This is a genomic window from Taklimakanibacter albus (genome assembly GCF_016595235.1).
GTDB lineage: Bacteria > Pseudomonadota > Alphaproteobacteria > Rhizobiales > Aestuariivirgaceae > Taklimakanibacter > Taklimakanibacter albus.
On sequence record NZ_JAENHL010000007.1, the window covers coordinates 2,230,169 to 2,254,467 of the forward strand.

The following is a 24,299-nucleotide window of genomic DNA, read 5'->3' on the forward strand; positions in this document are numbered from 1 at the left end:
GCGGATGTCGCTCTCCGAACTCTGTATCCGCCGCCCCGTCTTCGCCACCGTCTTGAGCCTGATCATCCTCCTGATCGGCATCGTCGCTTATGGCCGGCTCACCGTGCGCGAATATCCGCAAGTCGACGAGCCGGTCGTCTCGGTGAACACCACCTATACCGGCGCCTCCGCCGTCCTCATCGAATCGCAGATCACCCAGGTGCTCGAGGGTTCGCTCGCCGGCATCGAGGGCATCGACATCATCGAATCGACCAGCCGCTCCGAATCGAGCCGCATCACCATCCGCTTCAAGTCGGATATCGATATCGACACGGCGGCGAGCGACGTGCGCGACCGCGTGAGCCGCGTTCGCGGCCGTTTGCCAGACGAGGTCGACGAGCCGATCATCGCCAAGGTGGAGGCTGACGCCCAGGCCATCATCTACATCACCTTCCGCTCCGACCGGCTGAACGCCATCGAGCTCACCGACTATGTCGACCGCTATGTCGTCGACCGCTTCAAGAACCTGACCGGCATTTCTGACGCCGCCATCTATGGCGAGCGTCTCTATGCCATGCGCATCTGGCTCGACCGCGACCGCCTCGCCGGCTACGGCCTCACCGCCCAGGACATCGAGGATGCGCTGCGCAAGCAGAATGCCGAGATCCCGGCCGGGCGCATCGAAAGCGCCGACCGCGAATTCACCGTTCTCTCCAAGACCGCTTTGGCAACACCGGAAGAGTTCCGCAACATCATGCTGAAGCCGGCCGGCGGCCTGCAGGTGAAGCTCGGCGACGTCGCGCGTGTCGAGCTGAGCTCCACCGATGTGCGCCGCATCAGCCGCTATATGGGCCAGACGTCGATCACCGTCGGCATCATCAAGCAGGCGGTCGCCAATCCGCTCGATGTCTCGAAAGCGGTGCGCGAGGTCATGCCGTCGATCATCGATTCGCTGCCCGACGGGGTGAATGCCGAGATCGGCTATGATTCCACCCAGTTCATCGAGCAGTCGGTGAATTCGGTGTTCTCGACCATCCTCGAGGCGATCGCGCTGGTGATCCTGATCATCATGTTCTTCCTCCATTCGCTGAGAGCCGCGATCATCCCGATCATCACCATCCCGATCTCGCTGGTCGCCACTTTCGCGATCATGCTGATGGCCGGCCTGTCGATCAACATGCTGACGCTGCTCGCCATGGTGCTGGCCATCGGCCTCGTGGTCGACGACGCCATCGTCGTGCTCGAGAACATCTTCCGCCATGTCGAAGAGGGCATGAAGCCCTTCGACGCGGCGCTCAAGGGCATGCGCGAGATCGGCTTCGCCGTCGTCGCGATGACGCTGACGCTGGCCGCCGTCTATGCACCGATCGCCTTCATGCCGGGCTCGACCGGCCGCCTGTTCCTCGAATTCGCGCTAACTCTGGCCGGCGCGGTGGTCATTTCCGGCTTCATCGCGCTGACCCTCACGCCGATGATGTGCTCGAAGCTGCTCAAGCACAATGACCGGCCGAATATCATCGCCCGTTTCATCGAGACCATTCTCGCCCGCCTCGAGCGGGCCTATCACGGCCTCCTCACTTTCGCGATCAAGCTGCGTTATGTCGTGTTCCTGATTGCGCTCGGTGTCGCCGGCATGGGCGGCGTGCTCTTCACGGGACTCAATTCCGAGCTGACGCCGAGCGAGGACCGCGGCGTGCTGCAGATATCGGGTCAGACACCGGAAGGCTCGACGCTTGCTTTCACCAACCGCTATGCCGGCCAGGTCGAAGGTATTCTTGCCAAGTCACCCGATATCCGCTCCTATCTCGTCACCGTCGGCCAGCCGGAAGTGAACGAATTCTTCTCGATCGGACGCCTCAAGGACTATTCCGAACGCAATCTGACCCAATCGCAGATCGCCCAGCGTTTGGGCCCTGAATTGCGCAAGGTGGCGGGCGCCCAGGTCTCGGCGCGCTCCTCGGGCGGCTTCGGCCGGCGCGGCGGCGGCCGCCCCGTCGAGTTCGTCATCCAGACCTCGGGCACTTACGAGGACCTGCAGAAATACAGCGACGCAATGCTCGACAAGCTCGCCGAGAATCCGGGCCTCACCGATCTCGACAGCAATCTCAAGCTCAACAAGCCGCAGCTCGAAGTGAAGATCGACCGCGACCGCGTCGCCGATCTGGGCCTCGACGTGTCGGTCATTGGCCGCACGCTCGAAACGATGCTCGGCGGCCGCCAGGTGACGCGTTTCGAGATCGGCGGCGAGCAATATGACGTCATCGTCCAGCTCGATCCGAGCGAACGCTCGGCGCCCGACAATCTCGCCCGCATGTTCGTGCGCAACTCGGCCGGCGAGATGATCCAGCTCTCCAACATCGTCTCGATCCACGAGACGGTGGCGCCCAAGGACCTGCGCCGCTTCAACCAGCTGCGCGCCGTCACCCTCCAGGCCAATCTGGCGCCCGGCTATACGCTGGGCCAGGCCTTGCAGGCGGTTCAGGCGACCGCCGAGCAGATCCTGCCGTCGACCGCGCTCACCGACGTCTCAGGCCAGAGCCGCGAATTCCGCGACGCATCGAGCAATATCCTGTTCATCTTCGTGCTGGCGCTGGCCTTCATCTATCTGGTGCTCTCGGCGCAGTTCGAGAGCTTCCGCGATCCCTTGATGATCATGCTCACCGTGCCTCTGTCGATGGCGGGCGCGCTTCTCGCCCTCAAGCTCACCGGCGGCACGCTCAACATCTATTCGCAGATCGGGCTCGTGACGCTGGTCGGCCTCATCACCAAACACGGTATCCTGATCGTCGACTTCGCCAACCGTTTGCAGGAGGAAGGCAAGAGCCGCGGAGAGGCGATCGTCGAGGCGGCGACCTTGCGCCTGCGCCCGATCCTGATGACGACGGCCGCGATGGTGCTGGGCGCCGTGCCGCTGGCGCTCGCCGAAGGTGCGGGCGCCGAGGCGCGCCAGCAGATCGGCTGGGTCATCGTCGGCGGCATGAGCGTCGGCACGCTTCTCACGCTCTTCGTGGTGCCCGCCGTCTACAGCCTCGCCGGGCGCAAGGTCACGATTGCGCCAAAGGACGTCGCGCATGCGGCGCCGGCGCCGGCGGAGTAACTACTCGATCACCACTTTCTTCGGATCCCAGCCGTCGGGCTTTGGATATTTCGGCGCCATGTCCTCGAGGGTCTCACGCACGATGCGGGCGATGGCGGCGTTACGCACCCAGTTGCGGTCGGCCGGGATGACGTGCCACGGCGCGTGCGCCGGCGAGCAGCGTTTGAGCGCCGTCTCATAGGCATCCATGAAATGCGGCCACAATTTGCGGTCCTCGAGATCGCTCGGATTGAACTTCCAGAACTTCTTGGGGTCCGTCACGCGCTCGCGCAGACGCTCGGCCTGCTCGTCCTTCGAGATATGCAGCATGAATTTGAGGATGCGTGTGCCGTGGTCGCTGAGCAGCTTCTCGAAGTTGTTGATCTCCTCATAACGCCGCTCGATGTCCTCCGGCTTGGCGAGCTTTTTCACCTTCACCACCAGCACGTCTTCGTAATGCGAGCGGTTGAAGATGCCGATGATGCCCTTGGGCGGCGCCGCCTTGTGGACGCGCCAGAGAAAGTCGTGGGCGCGCTCTTCCGCGCTCGGCACCTTGAACGGCGTGACCTCGACGCCGATCGGCCCGCAGGTGTTGAACACCGCGCGCACCGTGCCGTCCTTGCCGCTGCAGTCCATGCCCTGCAGCACCACGAGCAGGCTGCGCCGGCCTTCCGCATAGAGACAGTCCTGCAGCTGGTTGATCGCCTCGGCGTCCTTGGCGATCTCGGCCTTGGCCTTCTCCTTGCTTTCGAAAGCGCTCTCGTCGCGCGGGTCGATCTTGGCGAGCGAAACGCTCTTACCGCCTTCGACGGTGAATCTCCTGGCGAACGGACTGGCCATGCAAGCTCCTGTTTTTGCTCGCATAAGCGTGAGCCAAACAGGGCTTGATTGCAAGGGCCCAGGCTTCTATTCCCTAACAGCAGAAGGATTGATGATGACAGACAACAAAGCTCAGATGGCGTCGCCGGCCTACCGGATCGCCGCCCTCGATCAGGATTTCGTTCTCGGCGATACGATGCGTGGCGTGCGCTTCCACCTCGAATATCAGAAGGCGGAAGAATATCTGCGCAAATGGGGCGTGGCCTCGACCATCGTGGTCTTCGGCTCCGCCCGCGTCAAGGAAGGCGACAAGCGCGGCTGGTACGAGGCGGCGCGCGCCTTCGCCCGAATCGTCTCGGAGCGCGGCGGCGCCCTCTATGATCATGCCGGACCGCGTCAGAATGTGATCGCCACCGGCGGCGGCCCCGGCATCATGGAAGCGGCCAATCGCGGCGCCGTCGATGCCGGCGCGCCCTCGATCGGCTACAATATCACGCTCCCGCATGAGCAGGAGCCCAATGCCTATTCGACGCCCGACCTCACCTTCCGCTTCCATTATTTCGCGATGCGCAAGATGCATTTCGCCATGCGCGCCGCGGCCCTCGTCGTGTTTCCCGGCGGCTTCGGCACGCTCGATGAATTGTTCGAGATCCTGACGCTTCGCCAGACCGGCAAGATGGACGACGCGCTGCCGATCGTGCTTTATGACAGCATCTTCTGGCGCAAGACCATCAACTTCAACCGCTTCGTCGAGGAAGGCCTGTGCGCCCCGGCGGATCTCGATCTCTTCGCTTTCGCCGACACGCCCGAACAAGCCTGGGGCGAGCTCATCGCCCGCGGCCTCAAGATCCCCGAACGCAAAGGATAAAGCATGACCGTCAAGCTGCATTTCCACGGCGCCACCCGCGTCGTCACCGGCTCCTGCTATGTGATCGAGACGGACCAGGCGCGCCTCATCATCGATTGCGGCATGTTCCAGGGCTCGAAGACCGAGAAGGAGCTGAACTATCGGGCTTTCCCCTTCGATCCGCGCAAGATCGACGCCATGCTTCTCACCCATGCGCATATCGACCATGCCGGGTTGATCCCCAAGCTGGTCAAGGCGGGCTTCGCCAAGAAGATCTATGCGACGCACGCGACCTGCGATCTCTGCGCGGTGATGCTGCCCGATTCGGGCTTCATCCAGGAGACCGAAGTCCGGCTGCTCAATGACCGCAACCGGAAGCGCGGTCTGCCTGAGGTCGAGCCGATCTACACGTTGGAAGACGCCCATAGGGCGCTCGAATTCTTCGAAGGCATTGCCTACAAGATGTGGATCACACCGGTGCCGGGCATCCGTGCGCGCTACTGGAATGCCGGCCATCTGCTCGGCTCCGCCTCGATCGAGGTGGAAGTGGAGCGTGCCGGCCAGAAGCCCTTGCGCATCCTGTTCTCGGGCGACATCGGCCCCGACGCCAAGCTCTTCGAGCCCGATCCCGAGGCGCCGACCGATTTCGACTATGTCGTGTGTGAATCGACCTATGGCGGCAAGGACCGTTTCGAACGATCGGAAGAAAAGCGCCGCGAGCTGCTCGGCACGGAACTGCGCGCCGCGGCAAGCCGCCAGGGCGCCGTGCTCATCCCGTCCTTCGCCGTCGAGCGCACCCAGGAAGTGCTGGTCGATCTCATCGCGCTGATGGACAAGGGCGTCATTCCCAATGCGCCGGTCTTCATCGACTCGCCGCTGGCGCTCAAGGCCACCAATATCTTCTCGCAGCACGCCAAGTCGCTGCGCAACGGCGACGCGCTGCTGCGGGCACTCGAATCTCCCTATGTGAAGACGACCGAAAGCGTCGAGGAGAGCAAAGCGATCAACCGCTTCTCGGGCTTCCATATCATCGTCGCGGCGAGCGGCATGTGCGAGGCGGGCCGCATCCGCCATCATCTCAAGAACAATCTGTTCAAGCCCAATGCCACGGTGCTGCTGGTCGGCTTCCAGGCGGCGGGCACGCTCGGCCGCCTGCTCGAGGACGGCGCGCAAGCGGTCAAGATCCATGGCGAGGAAGTCAAGGTCCGCGCCACCATCCGCCGCTTCGAGGATTATTCAGGCCATGCCGACGGACCGGAGCTGCTGCAGTGGCTGCGCGAGCGCCTGCCCATCGCCAAGATGGTCTTCCTCACCCATGGCGAAGAATCGGCCCAGATCGCCATGGAAGGCGAGGTGGCGCAGAACAACATCATGCCCGCCGACCGGATCGCCCGGCCGAGCCTCGATGATGTCTATGATCTGACCGGCGCAGAGCCGGTGCTCAGCGCCGCCGAAGTCAGGCCGCGCATCAGCCCCGACAAGCTGGCGCGCCGCGACTGGCACAATGATCTGACCGAGCTCATGCTCGGCATCAACGACATGGTGGGCAAGGCGGCCGACGAGAAGGCGCGCGCCGTCATCATCCGGCGACTCAAGCGCGCCCTCGAGGAGGAGAATGGCAACGGCCAGATGCCGCCGCCCAATGGCCGGCACAAGGGCCGCGACGAGGGCAAGGGTGGCGCCCGCGGTTTCGACGAGGGCTGAAGAACAGCGAAATTACAGGGATTATCAGGGATTTACAGGGTATTTCCGAAAATCCTGGTGTCGATCCAGGTTTTTCAAAGAGTTAGCACCCTGTGGGCCCCTGGAGCAGGGAATTTGCTGTGCGGCCATGAAACGGCTCGCGTCATGAGCCTCGGGCAAGCTGCCTGAGTGTCACTGTTGTGACCGCGATTGCAATTCAACAATTCCATCATCCCGGTGAAAGCCGGGATGATGGCGCTCTCATGAGCAGCGTCAGGCCACATCCACCCACTTCCGCTCGCGCGCCGATTGCGCCATGCCGTGGATGACACGCTCGATCTTGAGGCCTTCGGCGAAGTTGACGAAGCACTCTTTCCCATTGGCGATGCAATCAAGGAGATGTTTGGCCTCGATCACCTTGAGCTCGTTGAAGCCGAGCTGATGGCCGGGCGCCGGGGTGAACTGGCCATAGGGCGTGTGAACCGGCCCGGTGAGGATGGTGCGGAAGCCGCGCGTCTCCTCCGGCCCCTCACTCATATAGAGCTGCAACTCATTGAGGCGCTCCTGATCGAAAGTGAGCATGCCTTTGGTGCCATGCACCTCGAAGCGGATCAGATTCTTGCGGCCCCAGGCGGCGCGGCTCGAGGCGAGCATGCCGGAAATGCCGGATTTGAAACGCACGATGGCATGGGCGATGTCCTCATTCTCGACCTCGCGCATTTCGCTGGTGCCGGGCACCGGGCGCTGCTTCACCACTGTTTCCATATCGGCCGAGACGGAGGCGATGTCGCCGATTAAGAGATGCGCGAAGCTCACCAGATGGCAGGTTATGTCGCCGAGCGTGCCGAGGCCCCACAGATCGATGCGCGCCCGTTTGCTCCACGGCACGTCGGGCGAGGCCAGATAGTCCTCATCCACTTGCCCGCGGAAATGCACGACGTCGCCGATCGCTTTCGCGTCAATGAGCTTCTTCGCATGCAGCACAGCGGGATTCTTGATGTAATTATAGCCGAGCAGAGTGCGGCCTTTGGCCTTGGTCGCGGCGACCGTCATCGCTTCCGCCTCTTCCAATGTCAGCGCCATCGGCTTCTCGCACCAGACATGTTTGCCGGCTTCGAGAAAAGCGACCGCCATCTCGCGATGGACATTGTTGGGCGAGGTGATCGAGATGATGTCGATGCGTTTATCATCGACGAGCTTGCGCCAGTCGGTTTCGGCGCGCGCGAAGCCATATTCGGCGGCACGCTTTTGGGTGACGTCCGGATCGATGTCGCACAGAGTTTCGAGACGAATCTCAGGCACATCGCCGAAGACGGGCCGCACATGGCTCCACGCCATGGCATGGCACTTGCCCATGAAGCCGGTGCCGATCAGGCCGATGCCGAGAGATGTCATGGCTCACCCTTACAAAGCTAATCCCCCGCTCGTCATGGCCGCCCTTGAGGCGGCCATCCAGCCCATCCGCACGACAGCTGTGTGGCGGCGAGCCTGGATGGCCGGGTCAAGCCCGGCCATGACGGGAGGTGGCAGGTCCCGACTTTCGCCGGGACCCGCTTTCACTTCAAGACCAAACCAGCCTTATTTGTACTGATCGGCATTGTCCTTTGTGACGAGCACCGTGCCGGTGTCGATCACCGCGTCGATCTTCTCGCCCTTCTGGAGCTTGATCAGATTCTCGACCGCGAAGGCGCCCATATTCTTGGGCGCCTGGGCGACGGAAGCCGTCATGTCGCCGGCGAGGATCGAGGCCGCGGCATCCGGATTGGCGTCGAAGCCGACCACCATGACGTCCTTCAGCTTGTCGGCCGCCTTGAGCGCTTCGACCGCGCCCAACGCCATATTGTCGTTCGACGCGAAGACCGCCTTGATATTGGGATTGCCGGTGAGGATGTTCTCCATCACCGACTGGCCCTTGGCGCGATCCCAGTCGGCCGGCTGCTCGGCGACGACCTTGAGGCCGCAGCCTTCCAGGCCTTCCTTGGCGCCGGTGGCGCGAGCCTGGCCGGTCGACTGCGTGATGATGCCCTGCAGGATCGCCACTTCAGAGCCCTTTTCGATCTTCGAGCAGATGAAGTCGGCGGCGAGCTTGGCGCCGACCTGGTTGTTGGTGCCGATGAAGGTCACGCCTTCATTGGTGCCCTTGGTGTCGACGAAGACGACCGGCACGTTCTTGGCCTTGGCGGCATCGACGACGGCGGCCAGCGCATTGGGATCGGTCGGCGCCAGAGCGAGACCGGAAATGCCCTTGGCCAGCATGTCCTCGAGCTGACCGATCTGCGCCTGGACATCGGATTCGGCCGGCGGCGACATCACCACGACCTCGACGCCGAGCTCCTTGCCCTTCTCTTCGGCGCCCGCCTGCACCGCCGCCCAGAACGGGTTGCCGGCGCCGGGGCCTTTCATGTCGAGCACGATCGGATCGGCGAAGGCCGAGCCGGCAAGCGCTGCAAGTGCGGCACCCGCGATCAGAAACTTCTTCATTTAGTCCTCCCATGAAGCATGACGTCTCCGCAACACACAGGACCCGGCAGGAGACAGGGCCGGGTCCATAAAGTCATTTGCGCGTAGCAGCGCGCCGTCTGAGCACGTCGATATAAACGGCGATGATGATGATCAGGCCGATGAGGATCTGCTGCCAGAACGGGCTGATATTGTTGAGATTGAGCCCATTGCGGAGCAGGCCCATGATCAGCACGCCGGCCAGCACGCCCAGCACCGTGCCGCGTCCGCCGAAGAAGCTGGCGCCACCGATGATCACCGCGGCGATCGCATCGAGCTCATTGCCGATGCCGGCGAGCGGGAAGCCGGAGTCGGTCCGGCCCGCCAGCAGCAGCGCCGCAAGCCCGGCGAAGAAGCCGCAGATCGCATAGACATAGACCAGCACCCGGTCGACATCGATGCCCGACACCCGCGCCGCTTGCGGATTGCCGCCGATGGCGAAGATATGCCGGCCCATATTGGTGCGGTTGAGGAAGAACCACAGGCCCACGGCGCAGATGATGACCAGGAAGAAGCTGAAGGGAACGCCGGCCGGCGGCAGGAAGATGCCGAAGTCGAAGACTTTCTGCCCGGCGAATCGCACCTCCGGCTGCAGGCCCGAAATCGGCGCCTGGCTGATCAGGCTGGTCAGGCCGCGCGCGATATTGAGCGTGCCGAGCGTCATGATGAAGGGATGCGGCAGCTTGAGCAAGGTATAGCCCAAGCCATTGACAAGGCCGCAGGCGGTACCGACCAGAGGACCGATCAGGAGCACGATCGGCCAGGGCACGCCGGCCTTGTCGGCGACGGCGAGACAGATGATCGACAGGCCGAGCACCGAGCCGACTGAAAGATCGATACCTGCAGTGATGATGACGACGAACATGCCGAGCGCCAGCATCGCCGGATAGGCGTTCTGCTTGAGGATGTTGGAGAGATTGGTGGCCGACAGGAAGGTCGCCGGCTGTGTCGCATAAAGAATCGCCATCATCACGAGAACGACGAGGATGATGCCGTAGCTTTCGAGGAAACGCGACAAGGCGGGATTGTTGCTGATCATCAATGCACCTTGTCATGCGCAAGCTGCGCGGTATGGCCCTTCGTTCCCATGATCCAGCCGATGACCTCGTTGCGGTTGGTCTCGACGAGCGGCGCATCGGCGAAATTGGTGCCCTGGAACAGCGCCATCACGCGGTCACAGGCATAGAAGATGTCGTCCATGCGATGCGAGATGATGATGACCGCGACGCCATGCTCCTTCAGCGTCTTGATGAGATCGAGAACCTTGCCGACCTCCTTGATGGCGAGCGCCGCCGTCGGCTCGTCCATGATGACGACCTTCGCGTCGAAAGCGGTGGCGCGCGCGATGGCGACCGCCTGGCGCTGGCCGCCGGACAGTTCCTCGACTGGCTGGTCGACGCTTTTCACATGGATCTTGAGCTTGTCAAGATGGGCTTGCGCCATCTCGCGCTCCCTGGCCCTGTCGATGACGGTGAGCCCGCCGACCTTGGTGCCGGGCTCGCGGCCGAGATAGATATTTTCGTAGATCGGCAGGTTCCCGGCGAGCGCGAAGTCCTGATAGACCATCTCGATGCCGCTGTTGCGCGCGACGCGCGGGCTCGAGAAATGAACGGGCTGGCCCTCGAAGATGAGCTGGCCTTCGCTCGGCTGATAGAGGCCGGAGAGGATCTTCATGAGCGTGGACTTGCCGGCGCCATTGTCGCCCACCACCCCCAGCGCCTCGCCGGCATTCACATGGAAGTTCACATTGCGCAGCGCGGTGATCGCCCCGAAATACTTCGTGACGCCTTTGGCCTCCAATAATGGGGTCTGCGTGACGCTCACCTGTCTATCCTCCCTCTTCAGGATCCGGCAGTCGGTCTGAAATAGAATATTCTGTTGATTATTTTTGTGATTAGAATGTTTATTCCATTTTTGCTTGACGTCGTCAAGCCCTTCTGTTGACATGCGTCCATGACCACCGCCGACACGACGCCCCGCGATTTCGCCGCATTGAAGGCGCTGATCATCGAGCGCGGCAAGACGCTGCCCAAGCGCCTGAGCCAGATCGCCGCTTTCGCGCTCGACCATCCCGACGATATCGCTTTCGGGACGGTGGCCTCGATCGCCGAGCAGGCCCAGGTGCAGCCCTCCTCGCTGATCCGCTTCTCCCAGGCCATGGGCTATCAGGGCTTCTCCGAATTGCAGGAGATCTTCCGCGCCAGGCTGCGCGACCGGGTGCCCAATTACGAAGAGCGCATCGCGCAGTTGCGCGAGCATGCGAAATCGGCGTCCAAGGCGCATATCCTGTTCGAGGGTTTTTCGGAGGCGGCGCAGAAATCGATCGCCGATCTGGGCAGCAAGCTCGAGGCCGGAACGCTCGACAAGGCCGTGGCGCGGCTGGCGGCGGCGCAGACGATCTATATCGTAGGTCTCAGACGCTCCTTCCCGATCTCCTCTTACGTGGCCTATGCCTTCGGCAAGCTCGGCATCCGCCATGTGCTGATTGATGGGCTGGGTGGATTGGCGTCCAACGATCTCACTTTCGCAACCCCCAAGGATGCGGTGCTGGCGGTGAGCTTCACCCCCTATGCCAGCGAGACGGTGACGCTCGTCACGCAAGCCGCCCGCATGCATGTGCCGGTGATCGCCATCACCGACAGCGCGTTCTCGCCGCTCGCCCGCGACGCCGAAATCTGGTTCGAGGTGGCGGAGGCCAATTTCGAAGGCTTCCGCTCGCTTGCGGCGACGCTGGCACTCGCTATGACGCTGACGGTGGCCGTGGCGGAGAAGCGCGGGAGCTAAACATCCTCGCCCCTATCCCAATACGTCATCCCGGCGAAAGCCGGGATCCATTGAAGCCCTTCAACGCGAGCACCACTGCAGAATTTGCACGAATTTAATGGGTCCCGGCTTTCGCCGGGATGACGGTACTTTCTTCCCGCGAAGCGGGCCAAAATACTATTTCACCTTTACGGGCTTCCCTGTCTTCCAGCTTTCCGTCGCCGCTTCGGCGAGCTTCTGGGCCTGAAGCCCATCATGGCCAGAGGCGGTAGGTGCCACACCCTTCTCGATCGCATCAAGGAAAGCCAGCACTTCGAGGCGGTAGGCTTCGGCGTAGCGTTCGATGAAGGAGAAGGGAATCAGGTCGCTGGTGAAGCCGTCGCCATTGGCGCATTCGACCGTCGTCAGGTGGATATTGCCGGCGCGAAGCATCGCCTTGCTGCCATGCACTTCGATGCGCTGATCGTGGCCATAGGTGGCGCGCCTGGAATTGGTGATGATCACCATGGCGCCGCGCTTGGTCTGCATATGCACCGCGGCGGTGTCGATATCGCCGGCCTTGCCGATGGCGGGGTCGACCATATTGCCGCCGAGCGCATGGACGATCTCGATCTCCTCACCGCCCAAAAGGAAGCGCGACATGTCGAAGTCGTGGATCATCATATCGCGATAGAGACCACCCGAGCGTTCGATATAGGAGACCGGCGGCGGCGCCGGATCGCGGCAGGTAATGGTGACGATCTCGACATCGCCGGCTTCCCCCTTACGCAAGCGCTTCTCGAGTACCGAGAAATTGGGGTCGTAGCGGCGATGAAAACCGATCATCAGCGGCACCTTGGCCTTCTCGACGACGGCGAGACATTTCTCGATGCGCTCGACCGAGAGCGACACCGGCTTCTCGCACAGGATCATCTTGCCGGCTTGCGCCGCGGCCTCGATCAGGTCGGCATGGGTGTCGGTCGGGGTGGCGATGAGGATCGCATCGGTGTCCTTGGCCTTGATGACCTCTTCGACCGAGGCGACCTTGGCGCCAACGGCCTTGGCGAGGCTGTCGGCAGCCTTGCCGTCGGCGTCCGCCACGTAAGCCACCTTGGCGCGGCCGGAATTGGCCAGCGTATTGCCATGAACCTTGCCGATGCGGCCGGCGCCCAGAACTCCGAAGCTGATCATGCGACCTCCCAAAACAGAACAAATATTCCGAATTGACGATTGAATAGAATTATTGTTTCATACCGTCAAGCACAGCAATCAAGGACGATCGGCAGGCCATGGCGCAACTGGATGTGATCACCATTGGCCGGTCCTCCGTCGATCTTTATGGCCAGCAGATCGGCGCCAGGCTGGAGGATATCGGCTCTTTCGCCAAGTCTGTAGGCGGCTGCCCGTCCAATATCGCCATCGGCACCGCCAGGCTGGGCCTCAAATCGGGCCTCATCACGAGGGTCGGCGATGAGCAGATGGGTCGCTTCATCACGGAGCAGATGGCGCGCGAGGGCGTGTCGCTCACCGGCATCGCCACCGACAAGGAGCGCCTGACCTCCCTCGTCCTCCTCTCGGTCGAGAACGACAAGAGCTTCCCGCTCATCTTCTACCGCGAGAACTGCGCCGACAGCGCTTTGTCGGAGGCCGACATCGACCCCGATTTCATCCGCTCGAGCCGGGCCGTGCTCGTCACCGGCACGCATTTCGCGCGCGCGCATAACAGCGCGGCGCAGCGTAAAGCGATCCGGATCGCCAAGGAGAGCGGCGGCAAGGTCATCTTCGATATCGACTACCGGCCCAATCTCTGGGGCCTTGCCGGCCATGCGGCGGGCGAGGAGCGCTACATCAAATCCGACAAGGTCTCGGAAAGCCTGCAGGCCATTCTCCCCGATTGCGACCTGATCGTCGGCACCGAAGAGGAAGTGCATATTGCCGGTGGCGCCGAGGACACGCTCGCGGCGCTGCGCAAGATCCGCGCGCTCTCGAAGGCGACCATCGTGCTGAAGCGCGGGCCGATGGGCTGCGTCGTCTATCCCGACGCCATTCCGGCCCGGATCGAGGACGGCATCGTCGGCAAGGGTTTTCCGATCGAGGTCTATAATGTGCTGGGCGCCGGCGATAGCTTCATGTCGGGTTTCCTGCGCGGCTGGCTCAGAGGCGAGGACCACGCGACCTCGGCGACCTGGGCCAATGCCTGCGGCGCTTTCGCCGTGTCGCGTCTCCTCTGCTCGCCCGAGATCCCGACCTGGGATGAGCTGCAATATTTCCTTAAAGCCGGCAGCCCGCACCGCGCTTTGCGCAAGGACGAGGCGATCAACCATGTCCATTGGGCGACGACACGGCGGCCGCAGGCGAAAAGCCTGCTGGCGCTGGCGATCGATCACAGGAAGCAGCTCGAGGAGGTCGCCGACAAGCTCAGCGTGCCGCGCACGCGCATTGCCGATTTCAAGCGCCTGGCGGTGAAGGCGACGGCGCAGGTGTCCAGGGGCAAGGAAGGCTTCGGCATGCTGCTCGACGACACCTATGGCCGGGAAGCCATGTTCGACGCGGCGCAGCACAATCTGTGGGTCGCGCGGCCGCTGGAGGAACCGGGGTCGCGGCCCTTGCGCTTCGAATTCACCCAGGATGTCGGCGCCCGCCTCGCCGAATGGCCGGTGACGCATACGATCAAATGCCTGGCTTTTTATCATCCCGACGATGACAAGGCTCTGAAGGACGAGCAGGCGCAGAAGCTGCGCACGCTGTTCGAGGCGGCGCGCCGGGTCGGCCGCGAGCTGATGGTCGAAATCATCTGCGGCAAGAACGGGGCGCTCATGGACGACACGGTGGCGCGCGTGCTGGACGAGCTCTATGGGCTCGGCATCAAGCCCGACTGGTGGAAGCTCGAGACGCAAGCCTCGGGCGCGGCCTGGAAGGCCATCGGCGAGGTCATTCAGCGCCATGATCCCTATTGCCGGGGCGTCGTGCTTCTGGGCCTCGAGGCACCGGAAAGCGAGCTCGCCCGGGGCTTCGAGACGGCCGCCGGCCAGCCGGAGGTCAGGGGATTTGCCATTGGCCGCACGATCTTCAATGATGTGGCGAAAGACTGGCTTGGCGGGCGCTTCGGCGACGACCAGGCGGTCGCCGACATGGCCGGGCGCTTCGGCAAGCTCGTCGATTTGTGGAAGAGGACGCATTCATGACCAAGACGATCCGCCTCACAATGGCCCAGGCGCTGGCGCGCTTCCTCACCCGCCAGATGACGATGGTCGACGGCAGGAAGGTTCCGCTCTTCGCCGGCGTCTGGGCGATTTTCGGGCATGGCAATGTCGCCGGCATGGGCGAGGCGCTGTATGGCGTGAAGAATGAATTGCCGACCTATCGCGCCCATAATGAGCAGGCCATGGCGCATGCGGCCATCGCTTTCGCCAAGGCGACGCGCCGGCGCCGCATGATGGCCTGCACCACCTCGATCGGTCCCGGCGCGCTCAATATGGTGACGGCCGCCGCCGTCGCGCATGTCGACCGCCTGCCGGTGCTGTTCCTGCCCGGCGACATCTTCGCCAACCGCAAGCCCGACCCGGTGCTGCAGCAGGTCGAGAATTTCGGCGACGGCACGGCCTCCGCCAATGACTGCTTCCGCCCCGTCTCGCGTTATTTCGACCGTATCGCCAGGCCGGAGCAATTGATCCCGGCGCTCTCCCGCGCCATGGAAGTTCTGACCGACCCGGCCGACTGCGGCCCCGTCACGCTGGCGCTCTGCCAGGATGTGCAGGCGGAAGCTTTCGACTATCCGGAGAGCTTCTTCGTCGAAACAGTCTGGACGCAGCGCCGCATTCGCCCCGATGAGAATGAGCTGGCGCGCGCCGTTGCAAGATTGCGCGACGCCAAGAAGCCGGTGATCATTTCAGGCGGTGGCGTGCTCTATTCGGAGGCCTCCGCCGCCTTGGCGGGCTTCGCCGAGCGTCATGGCATTCCCGTCACCGAGACGCAGGCCGGCAAATCGTCTTTGCCCTTCCTCAATCCGCTCAATATGGGCGCCATCGGCGTCACCGGCACATCCGCTTCCAATCGCCTGGCCGAAGAGGCCGATATGATCCTGGCGGTCGGCACGCGCTTGCAGGATTTCACCACTGGCTCCTGGGCGCTGTTCAAGAATGAAGGCAAGACGATCATCGGCCTCAACACGCAGGTCTTCGATGCCGGCAAACATCGCGCTTTGCCGCTCATCGCCGATGCGCGCGTCGGGCTCGAGGAACTGTCCACCAATCTCGGCAGCTATAAGGCACCGGCCACCTGGACCAAGTCGGCGCAGGATGGCTTCAAGGCCTGGATGAAGGAGGCCGATGCGGTGACGGCCGCCACCAATGCGCTGCCTTCCGATGCGCAAGTGATCGGCGCGGTGCAGCGGGCGCTCGGCCGCGATATCTCGCTGCTCTGCGCCGCGGGCGGGCTGCCCGGCGAGTTGCACAAGCTCTGGCAGGCGAGCACGCCGTCTTCCTATCATCTCGAATATGGCTTCTCCTGCATGGGTTATGAGATCGCCGGCGGCCTCGGCATGAAGATGGCGCAGCCCGAGCGCGAGGTCGTGGTGATGGTGGGCGACGGCTCCTATCTCATGCTCAATTCGGAAGTGGCCACCTCGGTGATGATGGGCATCAAGCTCACCATAGTACTGCTCGACAATCGTGGTTATGGCTGCATCACCAGATTGCAGAAAGCGACGGGCGGCGCCCGCTTCAACAATCTCCTGGCCGACAGCGTGCATGAGACGCTGCCCGAGATCGATTTCGCCGGCCATGCCCGGAGCATGGGCGCCCTCGCCGAAAAGGTGAATTCACTCGCTGATCTCGAAACGGCGCTGAAGGCGGCGAAGGCCAACACGCGCACCACCGTGATCGTCATCGACACCGATCCGTGGGTCTCGACCGAGGCCGGCGGCCATTGGTGGGATGTGGCGGTGCCGGAAGTGTCGGTGCGCAAGGAAGTCGACGCGGCGCGGAAGAAATATGAGACGGCGGTGAAGCAGCAGCGGATCGGGGATTGAGGTATCATTGTGGGTATCCACTCCCTACCGTCATCCCGGCGAAAGCCGGGATCCAGTAGAGTCTTTCAAAGCGGGCAGCACTGTGCGGCTCGCACGAGTTTAATGGGTCCCGGCTTTCGCCGGGATGACAAACTAAATTAGGAGGTAGTGACTATGGCAATCCGCATCGGCGCCAATCCGATCGGCTGGTCGAATGACGACATGCAGGAGCTCGGCGGATGGATTCCGCTCGAGCAATGCCTGAGCGAGGCGAAGGCCGCGGGCTTTGTCGGCATGGAGCTCGGCAACAAGTTCCCGCGCGAGGCTGCGAAGCTGCGTCCGATCCTCGACACATACGGCCATGCGCTGATCGGCGGCTGGCATTCGATCTTTCTGATCGAGCGTGACGCCGAGACCGAATTCGCCGAAGCGGCGCATCACCGCAAGTTGTTGAAAGACATGGGCACCAATGTCTTCATCGTGGCGGAATGCACCCGCACCATCCATGGCGACAAATCGAAGCCGCTGTCGACGCGGCCCAAGATGACGGAAGCCGAATGGAAGCGCTTCACCGAGCGGCTGACGAAACTCGCCGAGCTTCTGCGGCAGGAGGGCTTCCAGCTCGTCTATCATCATCATATGGGCACCGTGGTGCAGACGCCGGAAGAGATCGACCGGCTGATGAAGGAGACGGGCGAAGCGGTGCATCTTCTGCTCGATACGGGGCACGCCACCTGGGGCGGCGCCGATCCCGCCGCACTGGCGCGCAAATACCGGAAACGCATCAGCCATGTTCATTGCAAGGATGTGCGTGCCGCCGTGCGCAAGGAATCCGAGGCGAAGGACTGGTCGTTCCTCGATTCGGTCATCGCCGGCGTCTATACGGTGCCGGGCGACGGCATGGTGGATTATGTCTCGGTGTTCAAGGAGCTTCCCGGCTATTCCGGCTGGGTGGTGGTCGAGGCCGAGCAGGACCCGAAAAAAGCCGAGCCGGCGAAATATGCCAAGCTCGGTTATGACAATCTTGTTCGCTTCCTCAAAGACGGCGGGCTCACCTGATGTCGAAACTGCTGCTCAAGCACAAGCAAGGCAAAGGACGCATCCTCCATGTGACGCCGGAAAATGCCGGCTGGACCTATGTCGGCTTCGATGTGTGGAAGCTCGATAAGGGCCAGTCCGCCAAGGGTGGGGACAAGACACGCGAGACCTGCCTGGTCTTCATCACCGGCAAGGGCCGCGTCACGGTCGACGGCAAGGATCTGGGCATCCTGGGGGAGCGCATGTCGCCTTTCGAAGGCAAGCCCTGGTCGGTCTATGTGCCGGCGGGCGCGAGCTGGAGCATCAGCGCCGAAACGCCGCTCGAGCTCGGCGTGTGCACCGCCCCCGGCACCGGCAAATTGCCGATCCGTGTGATCTCGCCCGACACGCTCGGCCAGGAGACGCGCGGCAAAGGCACCAATGTCCGCTATGTCACCAACATCCTGCCCGAGACGGAGCCGGCGGAGAGCCTGCTCGTGGTCGAGGTCATCACGCCCGGCGGCCACACCTCATCCTATCCGCCGCACAAGCACGACCAGGACGACCTGCCGCGCGAGTCGCTGCTCGAGGAGACCTATTATCACCGCTTCAACCCGTCCCAGGGCTTCGGCTTCCAGCGCGTCTATACCGACGACCGCTCGCTCGACGAGGCGATGGCGATCGAGGACGGCGATGTGACGCTGGTGCCCAAGGGCTATCACCCTTGCGCCGCCATCCATGGCTACGATCTCTATTATCTCAATGTGATGGCGGGACCGAAGCGCACCTGGAAGTTCCACAATGCCAAGGAGCATGAATGGCTCATCGCCAGGTGAAGTGCTCCATCAGATAGTCGGGCGCGGGCTCGAAATCGGTCTGCCCCTCCGACACGCCGGTGCGGATGAGAAGGGTTGCGAGGCCGGCGCCGCGCCCGCCCGCGACATCATGCTCGGCGCTGTCGCCGACGCAGAGTACGCGTTGCGGCCTGCCGATCCGGCGCAGCGCGTAGTCGTAGATCTCGCGATGCGGCTTGCCGATCCAACGCACCTTGCCACCTTGGCTCTCATAGAGCGCGGCGATGGCGCCGGGCGCCGGGTGAAGGCCCGACGGCGTGATCATCCATTTGTCGGGATTGCAGCAGACGGCCGGCGCGGTGACGCCCTTCAGCAGCCGGCCATATTCTTCGAGCGATACCCGCGGCGCATCCGACCCCAGAATGAGAATGATGTCGGCATCGTCGGGCCGAGCGACGAGATCGAACATGTCGAAGCCGTAGTCGTCGCCTTGCCGGCCGACGATGAAAGCTCTCTTTGCTGTGGAGCCGCGCAGGAGATCGTAAGCGACCTCACCCGAGCTCACCGCATCGACGAAGTGATCACGCGGGATTCCCATCTGCGTGAGGCGCGCGACATTGGGCGCCGCCCGCTTGGCGGAGTTGGTCATGACGGCAACAGGAATGCCGAGCGCCTTCAATTCGGTGAGCACGCCGAGGCTGCCGGGATAGAGCGTCCCACCGTCATGCAGCACGCCGAACTGGTCGATCAGCATGCCGTCATATTGTCCGGCGATGTCGGCGAGGCCTTTAATAGGGATCATGACCCAATCCCCGCCAGGCGAGACGCGCCGTGCCGACCGCGGCATGTTCGCTGCGCGGCGTTACATTGGCGACCTTGAGAAGCCTTTCGCGAATGCGCGTCCAGCCTTCATTGGCCGCACCACCCCCTACCGTGCGAAGCGTCTTGAGCGGTGTGGCGCCGAGCTCGGCGAGGCGGCGATAGGCCAAGGCTTCGACGCCCGCTATGCCTTCGAGCAGGCCCTGGAAAAACAGGCGCTCGTCATCGGGCCTGGGCGTCACCCGCGATTCCATTTTCGGATCATTGATCGGGAACCGCTCGCCGGGCTTCGGCAGCGGATAATAATCGAGGCCAGTCGGAAGATTGGGGTCGATCAAAGGCGTGAGCCGCACGATGTCCTCGCGGCTGATATAAGCGGCGAGCGCGGCGCCGCCGGTATTGGACGCGCCGCCCGCCAGCCATTGATCGCCGATGCGATGGCTGTAGATGCCGTAATCGGGGGAGAAGACCGGCTCATCCGAGAGGAGCTTCAAGGTCAAGGTCGTGCCGAGCGAGGTGACGCCGTCACCCGGGTCACGCGCGCCGCTCGCCAGGAAGGCGGCGCAGCCATCGGTCGTGCCGGCGACAATAGCGACGGTGCTCGGCAGTCCATAGTGCTCGGCAATGGCGGGCAGGATCTTACCCGTGCGCGCGCCCGCCGCCACCACGTGCGGCAGGAGATCCATCGCGAGGCCGGTCTCGGCGATCCAGGCCGGCCATTGCCGGGTGATCGGATCATAGCCGGTCTTCAGCGCATTGTTTTCGTCGCTGACATCGAAGCGGCCGGAGAAGCGCCCGGCGAGCCAGTCGGCCTGATGCAGAATGCGGACGGGTTTGATCGTCGCCTGCATTTCGAGCGCCCGCGCCAAAGGCGACGAGCCGCCGCGCGCCGCCGTTTCCTGCGGCGCCACCTGCATCACGGCATCGAGGTATTTCTGGTCGGCGACATCATTATACATCGAGGCGAGCCCGGCCGGCGTGCCTTCGATATCGATCGGCACGATGGTGCCCGACGTGCCGTCGATCGCCAGAGCGAGGACCCGGTGCGCCTTGAATTCACCCTTCAGCGCGAGCAGCACTTCGTCCATCGCCGCCGCCCAGACATGCGCATCCTGCCACAGGCGGCCGAAGGCCTGCTGCGGCAGCATCATGGCGGTCTGGCGCATCGCCAGGATCTCGCCGTCGCGGTCGAGCAGAACGGCGCGCAGGCCGGACGTGCCGATATCGATGCCGAGGACCGCGTCACTCATGGTGTCACCCGATCGGAAGTCGCCAGAATGCCGGATGCCGTCACTTCATCGGTGATCAATATGTCGACCATGCCGCCTTCGAGCGCCCCATGCAGGACCTCGATCTTATCGATGCCGCCTGACGCCACGATGACACAGGGCACCGATTTGAGCTCGAGCGGCGACAGGCCTACCGCCCGCTTGTTCAAGGGATGATCGACGAGGCGGCCATGGACATCGAGCCAATGGGCGCAGAGATCGCCGACGGCGCCCGCCTCCTTCAGCGACTTGGCGTCGGCGGCGCTGATGAGATCGACATGATGGATGGTGCTGTCGTCGGCGAGCCCACCCGCCGAGACGAGGACGAGATCCACCTTGCGCAGGCGCTCATACACATCCTTGATCATCGGCTGCTGGGCGAGGAGATCGCGCGTCGCTTCCGAATCGGCGAGCGCGGGGGCGGCGACATAATAACATTGCGCATCGATGAGGTCGGCGAGATGCGAGGCCGTCTCATGTGGATTGACGGCGGCGCCGCGCGTCAGGCCGCCCATCAGCGACACGACGGAAACGCGCCGCAACGGCCGGCGCGGCACCGAGCGCAGGCTGAGCCGCAAGGTGCGGCCCCAGCCGACGCCGACCGACATGCCGTCCTTCAGCCGCTCGGCGAGCGCGCTGCCGGCGGCGGCGCCGATCACATGGCGGATCAGGGCCGGATCTGGCGGGGTCGGCACGATGATCGCCTGGTCGATCTTGAAGCGGTCCTTGATGCGGTTTTCGAGCTCGATGCAGTCGGCGAGGCGGCCGGTAATACGGATCTGCACCATGCCCTGCTCACGCGCCTGGGCGAGCAGCCGGTTGACCCGGATGCGGTTGATGCCGAGCTTCTTGCCGATCTGCGCCTGGGTGAGGCCGGCGACGAAATAGAGCCATGCGGCGCGGGTCGCGAGCTGCTCGTCGCGATCGACCGGCAATACCAGCATGGACTCGTCGTTCATTTGACGGCTTTTCGGTATTTCTCGTCGATGGCGTCCATCTTGGCGACCTTGGGCGCCGAACGGCCGCCCTGGAATTCGGCATTGAGCCAGATATCGGTGAGCATCTTGGCCACCGCCGGGCCGACAATGAGCTGGCCGAAGGTGATGATTTGGGCATTGTTGGAGGCCATGGCGCGTTCCGCCGTATAGGGGTCCATCACCGGCACGGCGCGCACGCCCGGCACCTTGTTGGCGGTGATCGCCATGCCCGCCCCGGTGCCGCAGACCAGGATGCCGCGCGGATAGTCGCCGCGCCCGACCGCTTCCGCCACCTTGACGCCGATATCGGGATAATCGACCGGATTGCTGTCGACGACACCCATGTCCTTTACCTCATAACCCTTGGCTTTGAGATGCTCGACCAACGTGTTCTTGAGCTCGAGGCCCAGATGGTCGGCGCCGATGGCGATGGATTTCTTCTCAGTCATGGCACACTCCGTATTCGGTCATGCGTAACGATGCAACTTGCCCCACGGCATTATGAGCTTGTCATTGGCGGTCAGCGCCTGGAGCAAAGCGGCGGTCACCGGCAACTCGGCGGCAGCGAGTTTTCCCGCCGCCATCAACTGTTTCAGCGTCGCCGCCAAGGCGATGCCGAGCTCGGCACCTTCGATCGTATCATCTTTCATCGGTCCGGCCTTGACCTCTGCGTAAGAGAGCCCGAGGCCCAGCTGCCGTCCGAGCCTGGAATTGCGCCCCGCCTGGCAGGTTACATAAAGATCGCCGGCGCCCGGCATGCCCCATACGCTTTTCTCAGTCCCGCCCATATAACGCGCCAAGACCATCATCTCGGCGATCGCCTGGTCGAAGATCACCGACGCGGCGTTGAAATTGAAGGCATTGTTCTCGGAAGGCGGCGCCTTTTCATGCTGGCCCGCCGCCCAGCCGACCGAGATGGCGAAGAAATTCTTGAAGGCGGCGCAGAGCTCGACGCCGGCCATGTCGTCTGACACACGCGGATGATAATAATCGGTTTCGAGCCAGGCGCAGAGTTTGGCCGCGAGCCCTGCGGTGCGCGAAGTGATCACGACACCGGTCTGCCGGCGCACCGCCAGCTCGCCCGCGATGCAGGGACCGCCGACGGCCGCGAGATCGAGCGCCATGCCGGTGCGGCGTTTCACTTCCGCCTGGACGAAATCGGGCAGCGTCAGGATGGCGCCGTCCTTGGGCATCAGCCCCTTGGTGATCATCATCACCGGCACCGGCTTCTTCAGCGTCTCACACAAACGGTCGATGGCCCAGCCGACTCCGGCGGAACTTACCCCTAAGAGGATGAGATCGGTGTCGTCGCCCAGCGCCTTGCCGAAGTCGCTGTGGGTGAAGGCCTTCACACCATCGGGAAGCTTCACATTGAGACGCGGATGCCGGCCGGTCCTGGTGACGCTGTCGATGATCGCCTGGTCGAGATGCGTGCCGACGAGCCTGACCTCATGGCCTTTGTCGCGCGCCGGCAGGACCATCGCCGATCCCATGACGCCAGCGCCGAGAATGGTGATGACCGCCATGATTACACCGTCATCCCGGCGAAAGCCGGGACCCATTCAATAAGCGCAATCTGGGAAGCGCTGGTCGCGTGGAAAGAATTTAATGGGTCCCGGCTTTCGCCGGGATGACGATAATGGGGCGAGCCCAACACTGTCATCTGACACTCCATACACTCTCTACTCCGTCACAAAATCGCCATTCCGCTCTCCGCATCGAAGAGATGGATGCGGTCGAGCTTCGGTTTGAGGCCGACCGTTTCGCCGCGTTTCCAGTCACGCCGCTCATCGGTGATGGCGCAGATCTCCTCGCCGGCGAGCTCGGCATAGATATGGATCTCGGGGCCGGTCGGCTCGGTGACGCTGATCTTGGCCGGGATGCCATCCGAACCCGAAACCGGATCGAGATGCTCAGGCCGCACGCCATAGGTGACTTTGCGGCCCGCCTCGACCTTGCCGGTCTGCGGCAAGGGCAGCAGCACGTCGCCCGATTTGACCGCGACGCCACCATTGGCCGAGACCGTCTCGCCTTTCAGCAGATTCATCGCCGGCGAGCCGATGAAGGTGGCGACGAAGAGATTGACCGGATGATCATAGACCTCGAGCGGCGAGCCGATCTGCTCGATGCGCCCGTCGCGCAGGATGACGATCTTGTCGGCCATGGTCATGGCCTCGATCTGGTCATGCGTCACATAGACGGTCGTCGTCTGGAGCCGCTCATGCAGCTCCTTGATCTCGGTGCGCATCTGGACGCGTAATTTGGCGTCGAGATTGGACAGAGGCTCATCGAATAGGAACACCGCCGGGTCGCGCACGATGGCGCGGCCCATGGCGACGCGCTGGCGCTGGCCGCCCGACAATTCACGCGGGTAGCGTTTGAGATAGGGCTCGAGATTGAGGATCTTCGCCGCCCAGGAGACCTTCTGGTCGACCTCCGACTGCGGCCGTTTGGCGAGCTTCAGCGAGAAGCTCATATTGTCGGCGACATTCATATGCGCATAGAGCGCATAATTCTGGAACACCATCGCGATATTGCGGTCTTTCGGATGCACGTCATTGACGCGCTTGCCGGCAATCTCGATATCGCCCTTGGTGACCGTCTCGAGGCCGGCGATCATGCGGAGCAGCGTGGACTTGCCGCAGCCCGACGGGCCCAGCAGCACGACGAAGGAGCCGTCCTCGATATCGAGATCGATGCCATGGACGACAGCGACATCTCCGTAATTCTTGAAGACCTTCTTGGCGGAAACCGATGCCATGAGTTTGCCC

General features: G+C 63.2%; 20 protein-coding genes. 8 read left to right on the top strand and 12 right to left on the bottom strand.

The annotated features are described in order from the left end of the window. Positions 1 to 4: 4 nt before the first annotated feature. Positions 5 to 3,076, top strand: coding sequence for an efflux RND transporter permease subunit (locus tag JHL16_RS22085; RefSeq protein WP_200186968.1), 3,072 nt, complete (start codon positions 5 to 7; stop codon positions 3,074 to 3,076). Here the strand turns inward: JHL16_RS22085 and JHL16_RS22090 are convergent, their stop codons facing one another. Further along, positions 3,077 to 3,895 carry a polyphosphate kinase 2 family protein gene (locus JHL16_RS22090; RefSeq protein WP_200186969.1) on the bottom strand — a complete coding sequence of 273 codons (819 nt, stop codon included), beginning with the start codon at positions 3,893 to 3,895 and terminating at the stop codon, positions 3,077 to 3,079. It abuts the gene before it with no gap. Positions 3,896 to 3,989: 94 nt separating this feature from the next. Between JHL16_RS22090 and JHL16_RS22095 the strand changes: the two genes are divergently transcribed. Further along, positions 3,990 to 4,742 (top strand): LOG family protein, encoded by a 753-nt coding sequence (locus JHL16_RS22095; protein WP_246771122.1) that lies wholly within the window; start codon positions 3,990 to 3,992, stop codon positions 4,740 to 4,742. Between the two features lie 3 nt (positions 4,743 to 4,745). After that, a complete protein-coding gene (locus JHL16_RS22100) occupies positions 4,746 to 6,425 on the top strand; it encodes an MBL fold metallo-hydrolase (protein ID WP_200186970.1) in 1,680 nt (559 codons plus the stop codon). A gap of 252 nt (positions 6,426 to 6,677) precedes the next feature. Here JHL16_RS22100 and JHL16_RS22105 read toward each other — a convergent pair whose 3' ends face one another. From JHL16_RS22105 to JHL16_RS22120, 4 genes are all read right to left on the bottom strand, one after another. Next, positions 6,678 to 7,799 carry a Gfo/Idh/MocA family protein gene (locus JHL16_RS22105; RefSeq protein WP_200186971.1) on the bottom strand — a complete coding sequence of 374 codons (1,122 nt, stop codon included), beginning with the start codon at positions 7,797 to 7,799 and terminating at the stop codon, positions 6,678 to 6,680. 183 nt (positions 7,800 to 7,982) lie between these two features. After that, positions 7,983 to 8,885, bottom strand: a complete 903-nt coding sequence (locus JHL16_RS22110; protein ID WP_200186972.1) for a sugar ABC transporter substrate-binding protein — start codon at positions 8,883 to 8,885, stop codon at positions 7,983 to 7,985. A gap of 73 nt (positions 8,886 to 8,958) precedes the next feature. Then, positions 8,959 to 9,942 carry an ABC transporter permease gene (locus JHL16_RS22115; protein ID WP_200186973.1) on the bottom strand — a complete coding sequence of 328 codons (984 nt, stop codon included), beginning with the start codon at positions 9,940 to 9,942 and terminating at the stop codon, positions 8,959 to 8,961. Continuing rightward, a complete protein-coding gene (locus tag JHL16_RS22120; protein ID WP_348647253.1) occupies positions 9,942 to 10,727 on the bottom strand; it encodes an ATP-binding cassette domain-containing protein in 786 nt (261 codons plus the stop codon). Before JHL16_RS22120 ends, JHL16_RS22115 begins: the two co-directional genes overlap by 1 nt. Before the next feature lie 129 nt (positions 10,728 to 10,856). Between JHL16_RS22120 and JHL16_RS22125 the strand changes: the two genes are divergently transcribed. Continuing rightward, positions 10,857 to 11,687: a MurR/RpiR family transcriptional regulator gene (locus JHL16_RS22125; RefSeq protein WP_200186975.1), complete on the top strand. Its 831-nt coding sequence runs from the start codon at positions 10,857 to 10,859 to the stop codon at positions 11,685 to 11,687. Positions 11,688 to 11,843: 156 nt separating this feature from the next. On the opposite strand, the gene iolG is transcribed toward JHL16_RS22125, so the two are convergent. Then, entirely contained in the window at positions 11,844 to 12,836 is a 993-nt protein-coding gene (iolG, locus tag JHL16_RS22130; RefSeq protein ID WP_200186976.1) for an inositol 2-dehydrogenase, read from the bottom strand. A gap of 98 nt (positions 12,837 to 12,934) precedes the next feature. Here iolG and JHL16_RS22135 point away from each other — a divergent pair, with 98 nt between their 5' ends. The 4 genes from JHL16_RS22135 to iolB all read left to right on the top strand — a co-directional run bounded on the left by JHL16_RS22135 (position 12,935) and on the right by iolB (position 18,506). Further along, complete coding sequence (locus tag JHL16_RS22135) at positions 12,935 to 14,830, top strand: bifunctional 5-dehydro-2-deoxygluconokinase/5-dehydro-2-deoxyphosphogluconate aldolase (RefSeq protein ID WP_200186977.1); 1,896 nt, start codon at positions 12,935 to 12,937, stop codon at positions 14,828 to 14,830. Further along, positions 14,827 to 16,674, top strand: coding sequence for a 3D-(3,5/4)-trihydroxycyclohexane-1,2-dione acylhydrolase (decyclizing) (gene iolD / locus JHL16_RS22140; protein ID WP_200186978.1), 1,848 nt, complete (start codon positions 14,827 to 14,829; stop codon positions 16,672 to 16,674). Before JHL16_RS22135 ends, iolD begins: the two co-directional genes overlap by 4 nt. A gap of 153 nt (positions 16,675 to 16,827) precedes the next feature. After that, positions 16,828 to 17,712: a myo-inosose-2 dehydratase gene (gene iolE / locus JHL16_RS22145; RefSeq protein WP_200186979.1), complete on the top strand. Its 885-nt coding sequence runs from the start codon at positions 16,828 to 16,830 to the stop codon at positions 17,710 to 17,712. Continuing rightward, entirely contained in the window at positions 17,712 to 18,506 is a 795-nt protein-coding gene (gene iolB, locus JHL16_RS22150; RefSeq protein ID WP_200186980.1) for a 5-deoxy-glucuronate isomerase, read from the top strand. Before iolE ends, iolB begins: the two co-directional genes overlap by 1 nt. Here the strand turns inward: iolB and JHL16_RS22155 are convergent. The 6 genes from JHL16_RS22155 to JHL16_RS22180 all read right to left on the bottom strand — a co-directional run bounded on the left by JHL16_RS22155 (position 18,493) and on the right by JHL16_RS22180 (position 24,289). After that, entirely contained in the window at positions 18,493 to 19,266 is a 774-nt protein-coding gene (locus JHL16_RS22155) for a TIGR01459 family HAD-type hydrolase (RefSeq protein ID WP_200186981.1), read from the bottom strand. The two genes, iolB and JHL16_RS22155, sit on opposite strands and share 14 nt — an antisense overlap. Next, a complete protein-coding gene (locus tag JHL16_RS22160) occupies positions 19,253 to 20,533 on the bottom strand; it encodes an FGGY-family carbohydrate kinase (RefSeq protein WP_200186982.1) in 1,281 nt (426 codons plus the stop codon). Before JHL16_RS22160 ends, JHL16_RS22155 begins: the two co-directional genes overlap by 14 nt. After that, on the bottom strand, positions 20,530 to 21,510 hold the full coding sequence (locus tag JHL16_RS22165; RefSeq protein WP_200186983.1) for a sugar-binding transcriptional regulator: 981 nt from the start codon (positions 21,508 to 21,510) through the stop codon (positions 20,530 to 20,532). Before JHL16_RS22165 ends, JHL16_RS22160 begins: the two co-directional genes overlap by 4 nt. After that, positions 21,507 to 21,977, bottom strand: coding sequence for a ribose 5-phosphate isomerase B (rpiB, locus tag JHL16_RS22170; protein WP_200186984.1), 471 nt, complete (start codon positions 21,975 to 21,977; stop codon positions 21,507 to 21,509). The genes JHL16_RS22165 and rpiB overlap by 4 nt, the downstream gene beginning before the upstream one ends. 18 nt (positions 21,978 to 21,995) lie before the next feature. Then, the gene (locus JHL16_RS22175; protein ID WP_200186985.1) at positions 21,996 to 23,054 is read right to left on the bottom strand and encodes an NAD(P)H-dependent glycerol-3-phosphate dehydrogenase; all 1,059 of its coding nucleotides are present in this window, start codon (positions 23,052 to 23,054) and stop codon (positions 21,996 to 21,998) included. A gap of 164 nt (positions 23,055 to 23,218) precedes the next feature. Beyond that, complete coding sequence (locus tag JHL16_RS22180; protein WP_200186986.1) at positions 23,219 to 24,289, bottom strand: ABC transporter ATP-binding protein; 1,071 nt, start codon at positions 24,287 to 24,289, stop codon at positions 23,219 to 23,221. Positions 24,290 to 24,299 lie beyond the last annotated feature (10 nt).

Excerpts from the sequence above, each read along its gene's own strand:
- JHL16_RS22105 (WP_200186971.1), bottom strand. The coding sequence starts at position 7,799 with ATGACATCTCTCGGCATCGGCCTGATCGGCACCGGCTTCATGGGCAAG.
- JHL16_RS22115 (WP_200186973.1), bottom strand. The coding sequence starts at position 9,942 with ATGATCAGCAACAATCCCGCCTTGTCGCGTTTCCTCGAAAGCTACGGC.
- iolG (WP_200186976.1), bottom strand. The coding sequence starts at position 12,836 with ATGATCAGCTTCGGAGTTCTGGGCGCCGGCCGCATCGGCAAGGTTCAT.
- JHL16_RS22155 (WP_200186981.1), bottom strand. The coding sequence starts at position 19,266 with ATGATCCCTATTAAAGGCCTCGCCGACATCGCCGGACAATATGACGGC.
- JHL16_RS22125 (WP_200186975.1), top strand. The coding sequence starts at position 10,857 with ATGACCACCGCCGACACGACGCCCCGCGATTTCGCCGCATTGAAGGCG.
- JHL16_RS22090 (WP_200186969.1), bottom strand. The coding sequence starts at position 3,895 with ATGGCCAGTCCGTTCGCCAGGAGATTCACCGTCGAAGGCGGTAAGAGC.
- JHL16_RS22165 (WP_200186983.1), bottom strand. The coding sequence starts at position 21,510 with ATGAACGACGAGTCCATGCTGGTATTGCCGGTCGATCGCGACGAGCAG.
- JHL16_RS22110 (WP_200186972.1), bottom strand. The coding sequence starts at position 8,885 with ATGAAGAAGTTTCTGATCGCGGGTGCCGCACTTGCAGCGCTTGCCGGC.
- JHL16_RS22175 (WP_200186985.1), bottom strand. The coding sequence starts at position 23,054 with ATGGCGGTCATCACCATTCTCGGCGCTGGCGTCATGGGATCGGCGATG.
- JHL16_RS22160 (WP_200186982.1), bottom strand. The coding sequence starts at position 20,533 with ATGAGTGACGCGGTCCTCGGCATCGATATCGGCACGTCCGGCCTGCGC.
- JHL16_RS22100 (WP_200186970.1), top strand. The coding sequence starts at position 4,746 with ATGACCGTCAAGCTGCATTTCCACGGCGCCACCCGCGTCGTCACCGGC.
- iolB (WP_200186980.1), top strand. The coding sequence starts at position 17,712 with ATGTCGAAACTGCTGCTCAAGCACAAGCAAGGCAAAGGACGCATCCTC.
- JHL16_RS22180 (WP_200186986.1), bottom strand. The coding sequence starts at position 24,289 with ATGGCATCGGTTTCCGCCAAGAAGGTCTTCAAGAATTACGGAGATGTC.
- rpiB (WP_200186984.1), bottom strand. The coding sequence starts at position 21,977 with ATGACTGAGAAGAAATCCATCGCCATCGGCGCCGACCATCTGGGCCTC.
- iolE (WP_200186979.1), top strand. The coding sequence starts at position 16,828 with ATGGCAATCCGCATCGGCGCCAATCCGATCGGCTGGTCGAATGACGAC.
- iolD (WP_200186978.1), top strand. The coding sequence starts at position 14,827 with ATGACCAAGACGATCCGCCTCACAATGGCCCAGGCGCTGGCGCGCTTC.
- JHL16_RS22085 (WP_200186968.1), top strand. The coding sequence starts at position 5 with ATGTCGCTCTCCGAACTCTGTATCCGCCGCCCCGTCTTCGCCACCGTC.
- JHL16_RS22095 (WP_246771122.1), top strand. The coding sequence starts at position 3,990 with ATGACAGACAACAAAGCTCAGATGGCGTCGCCGGCCTACCGGATCGCC.
- JHL16_RS22135 (WP_200186977.1), top strand. The coding sequence starts at position 12,935 with ATGGCGCAACTGGATGTGATCACCATTGGCCGGTCCTCCGTCGATCTT.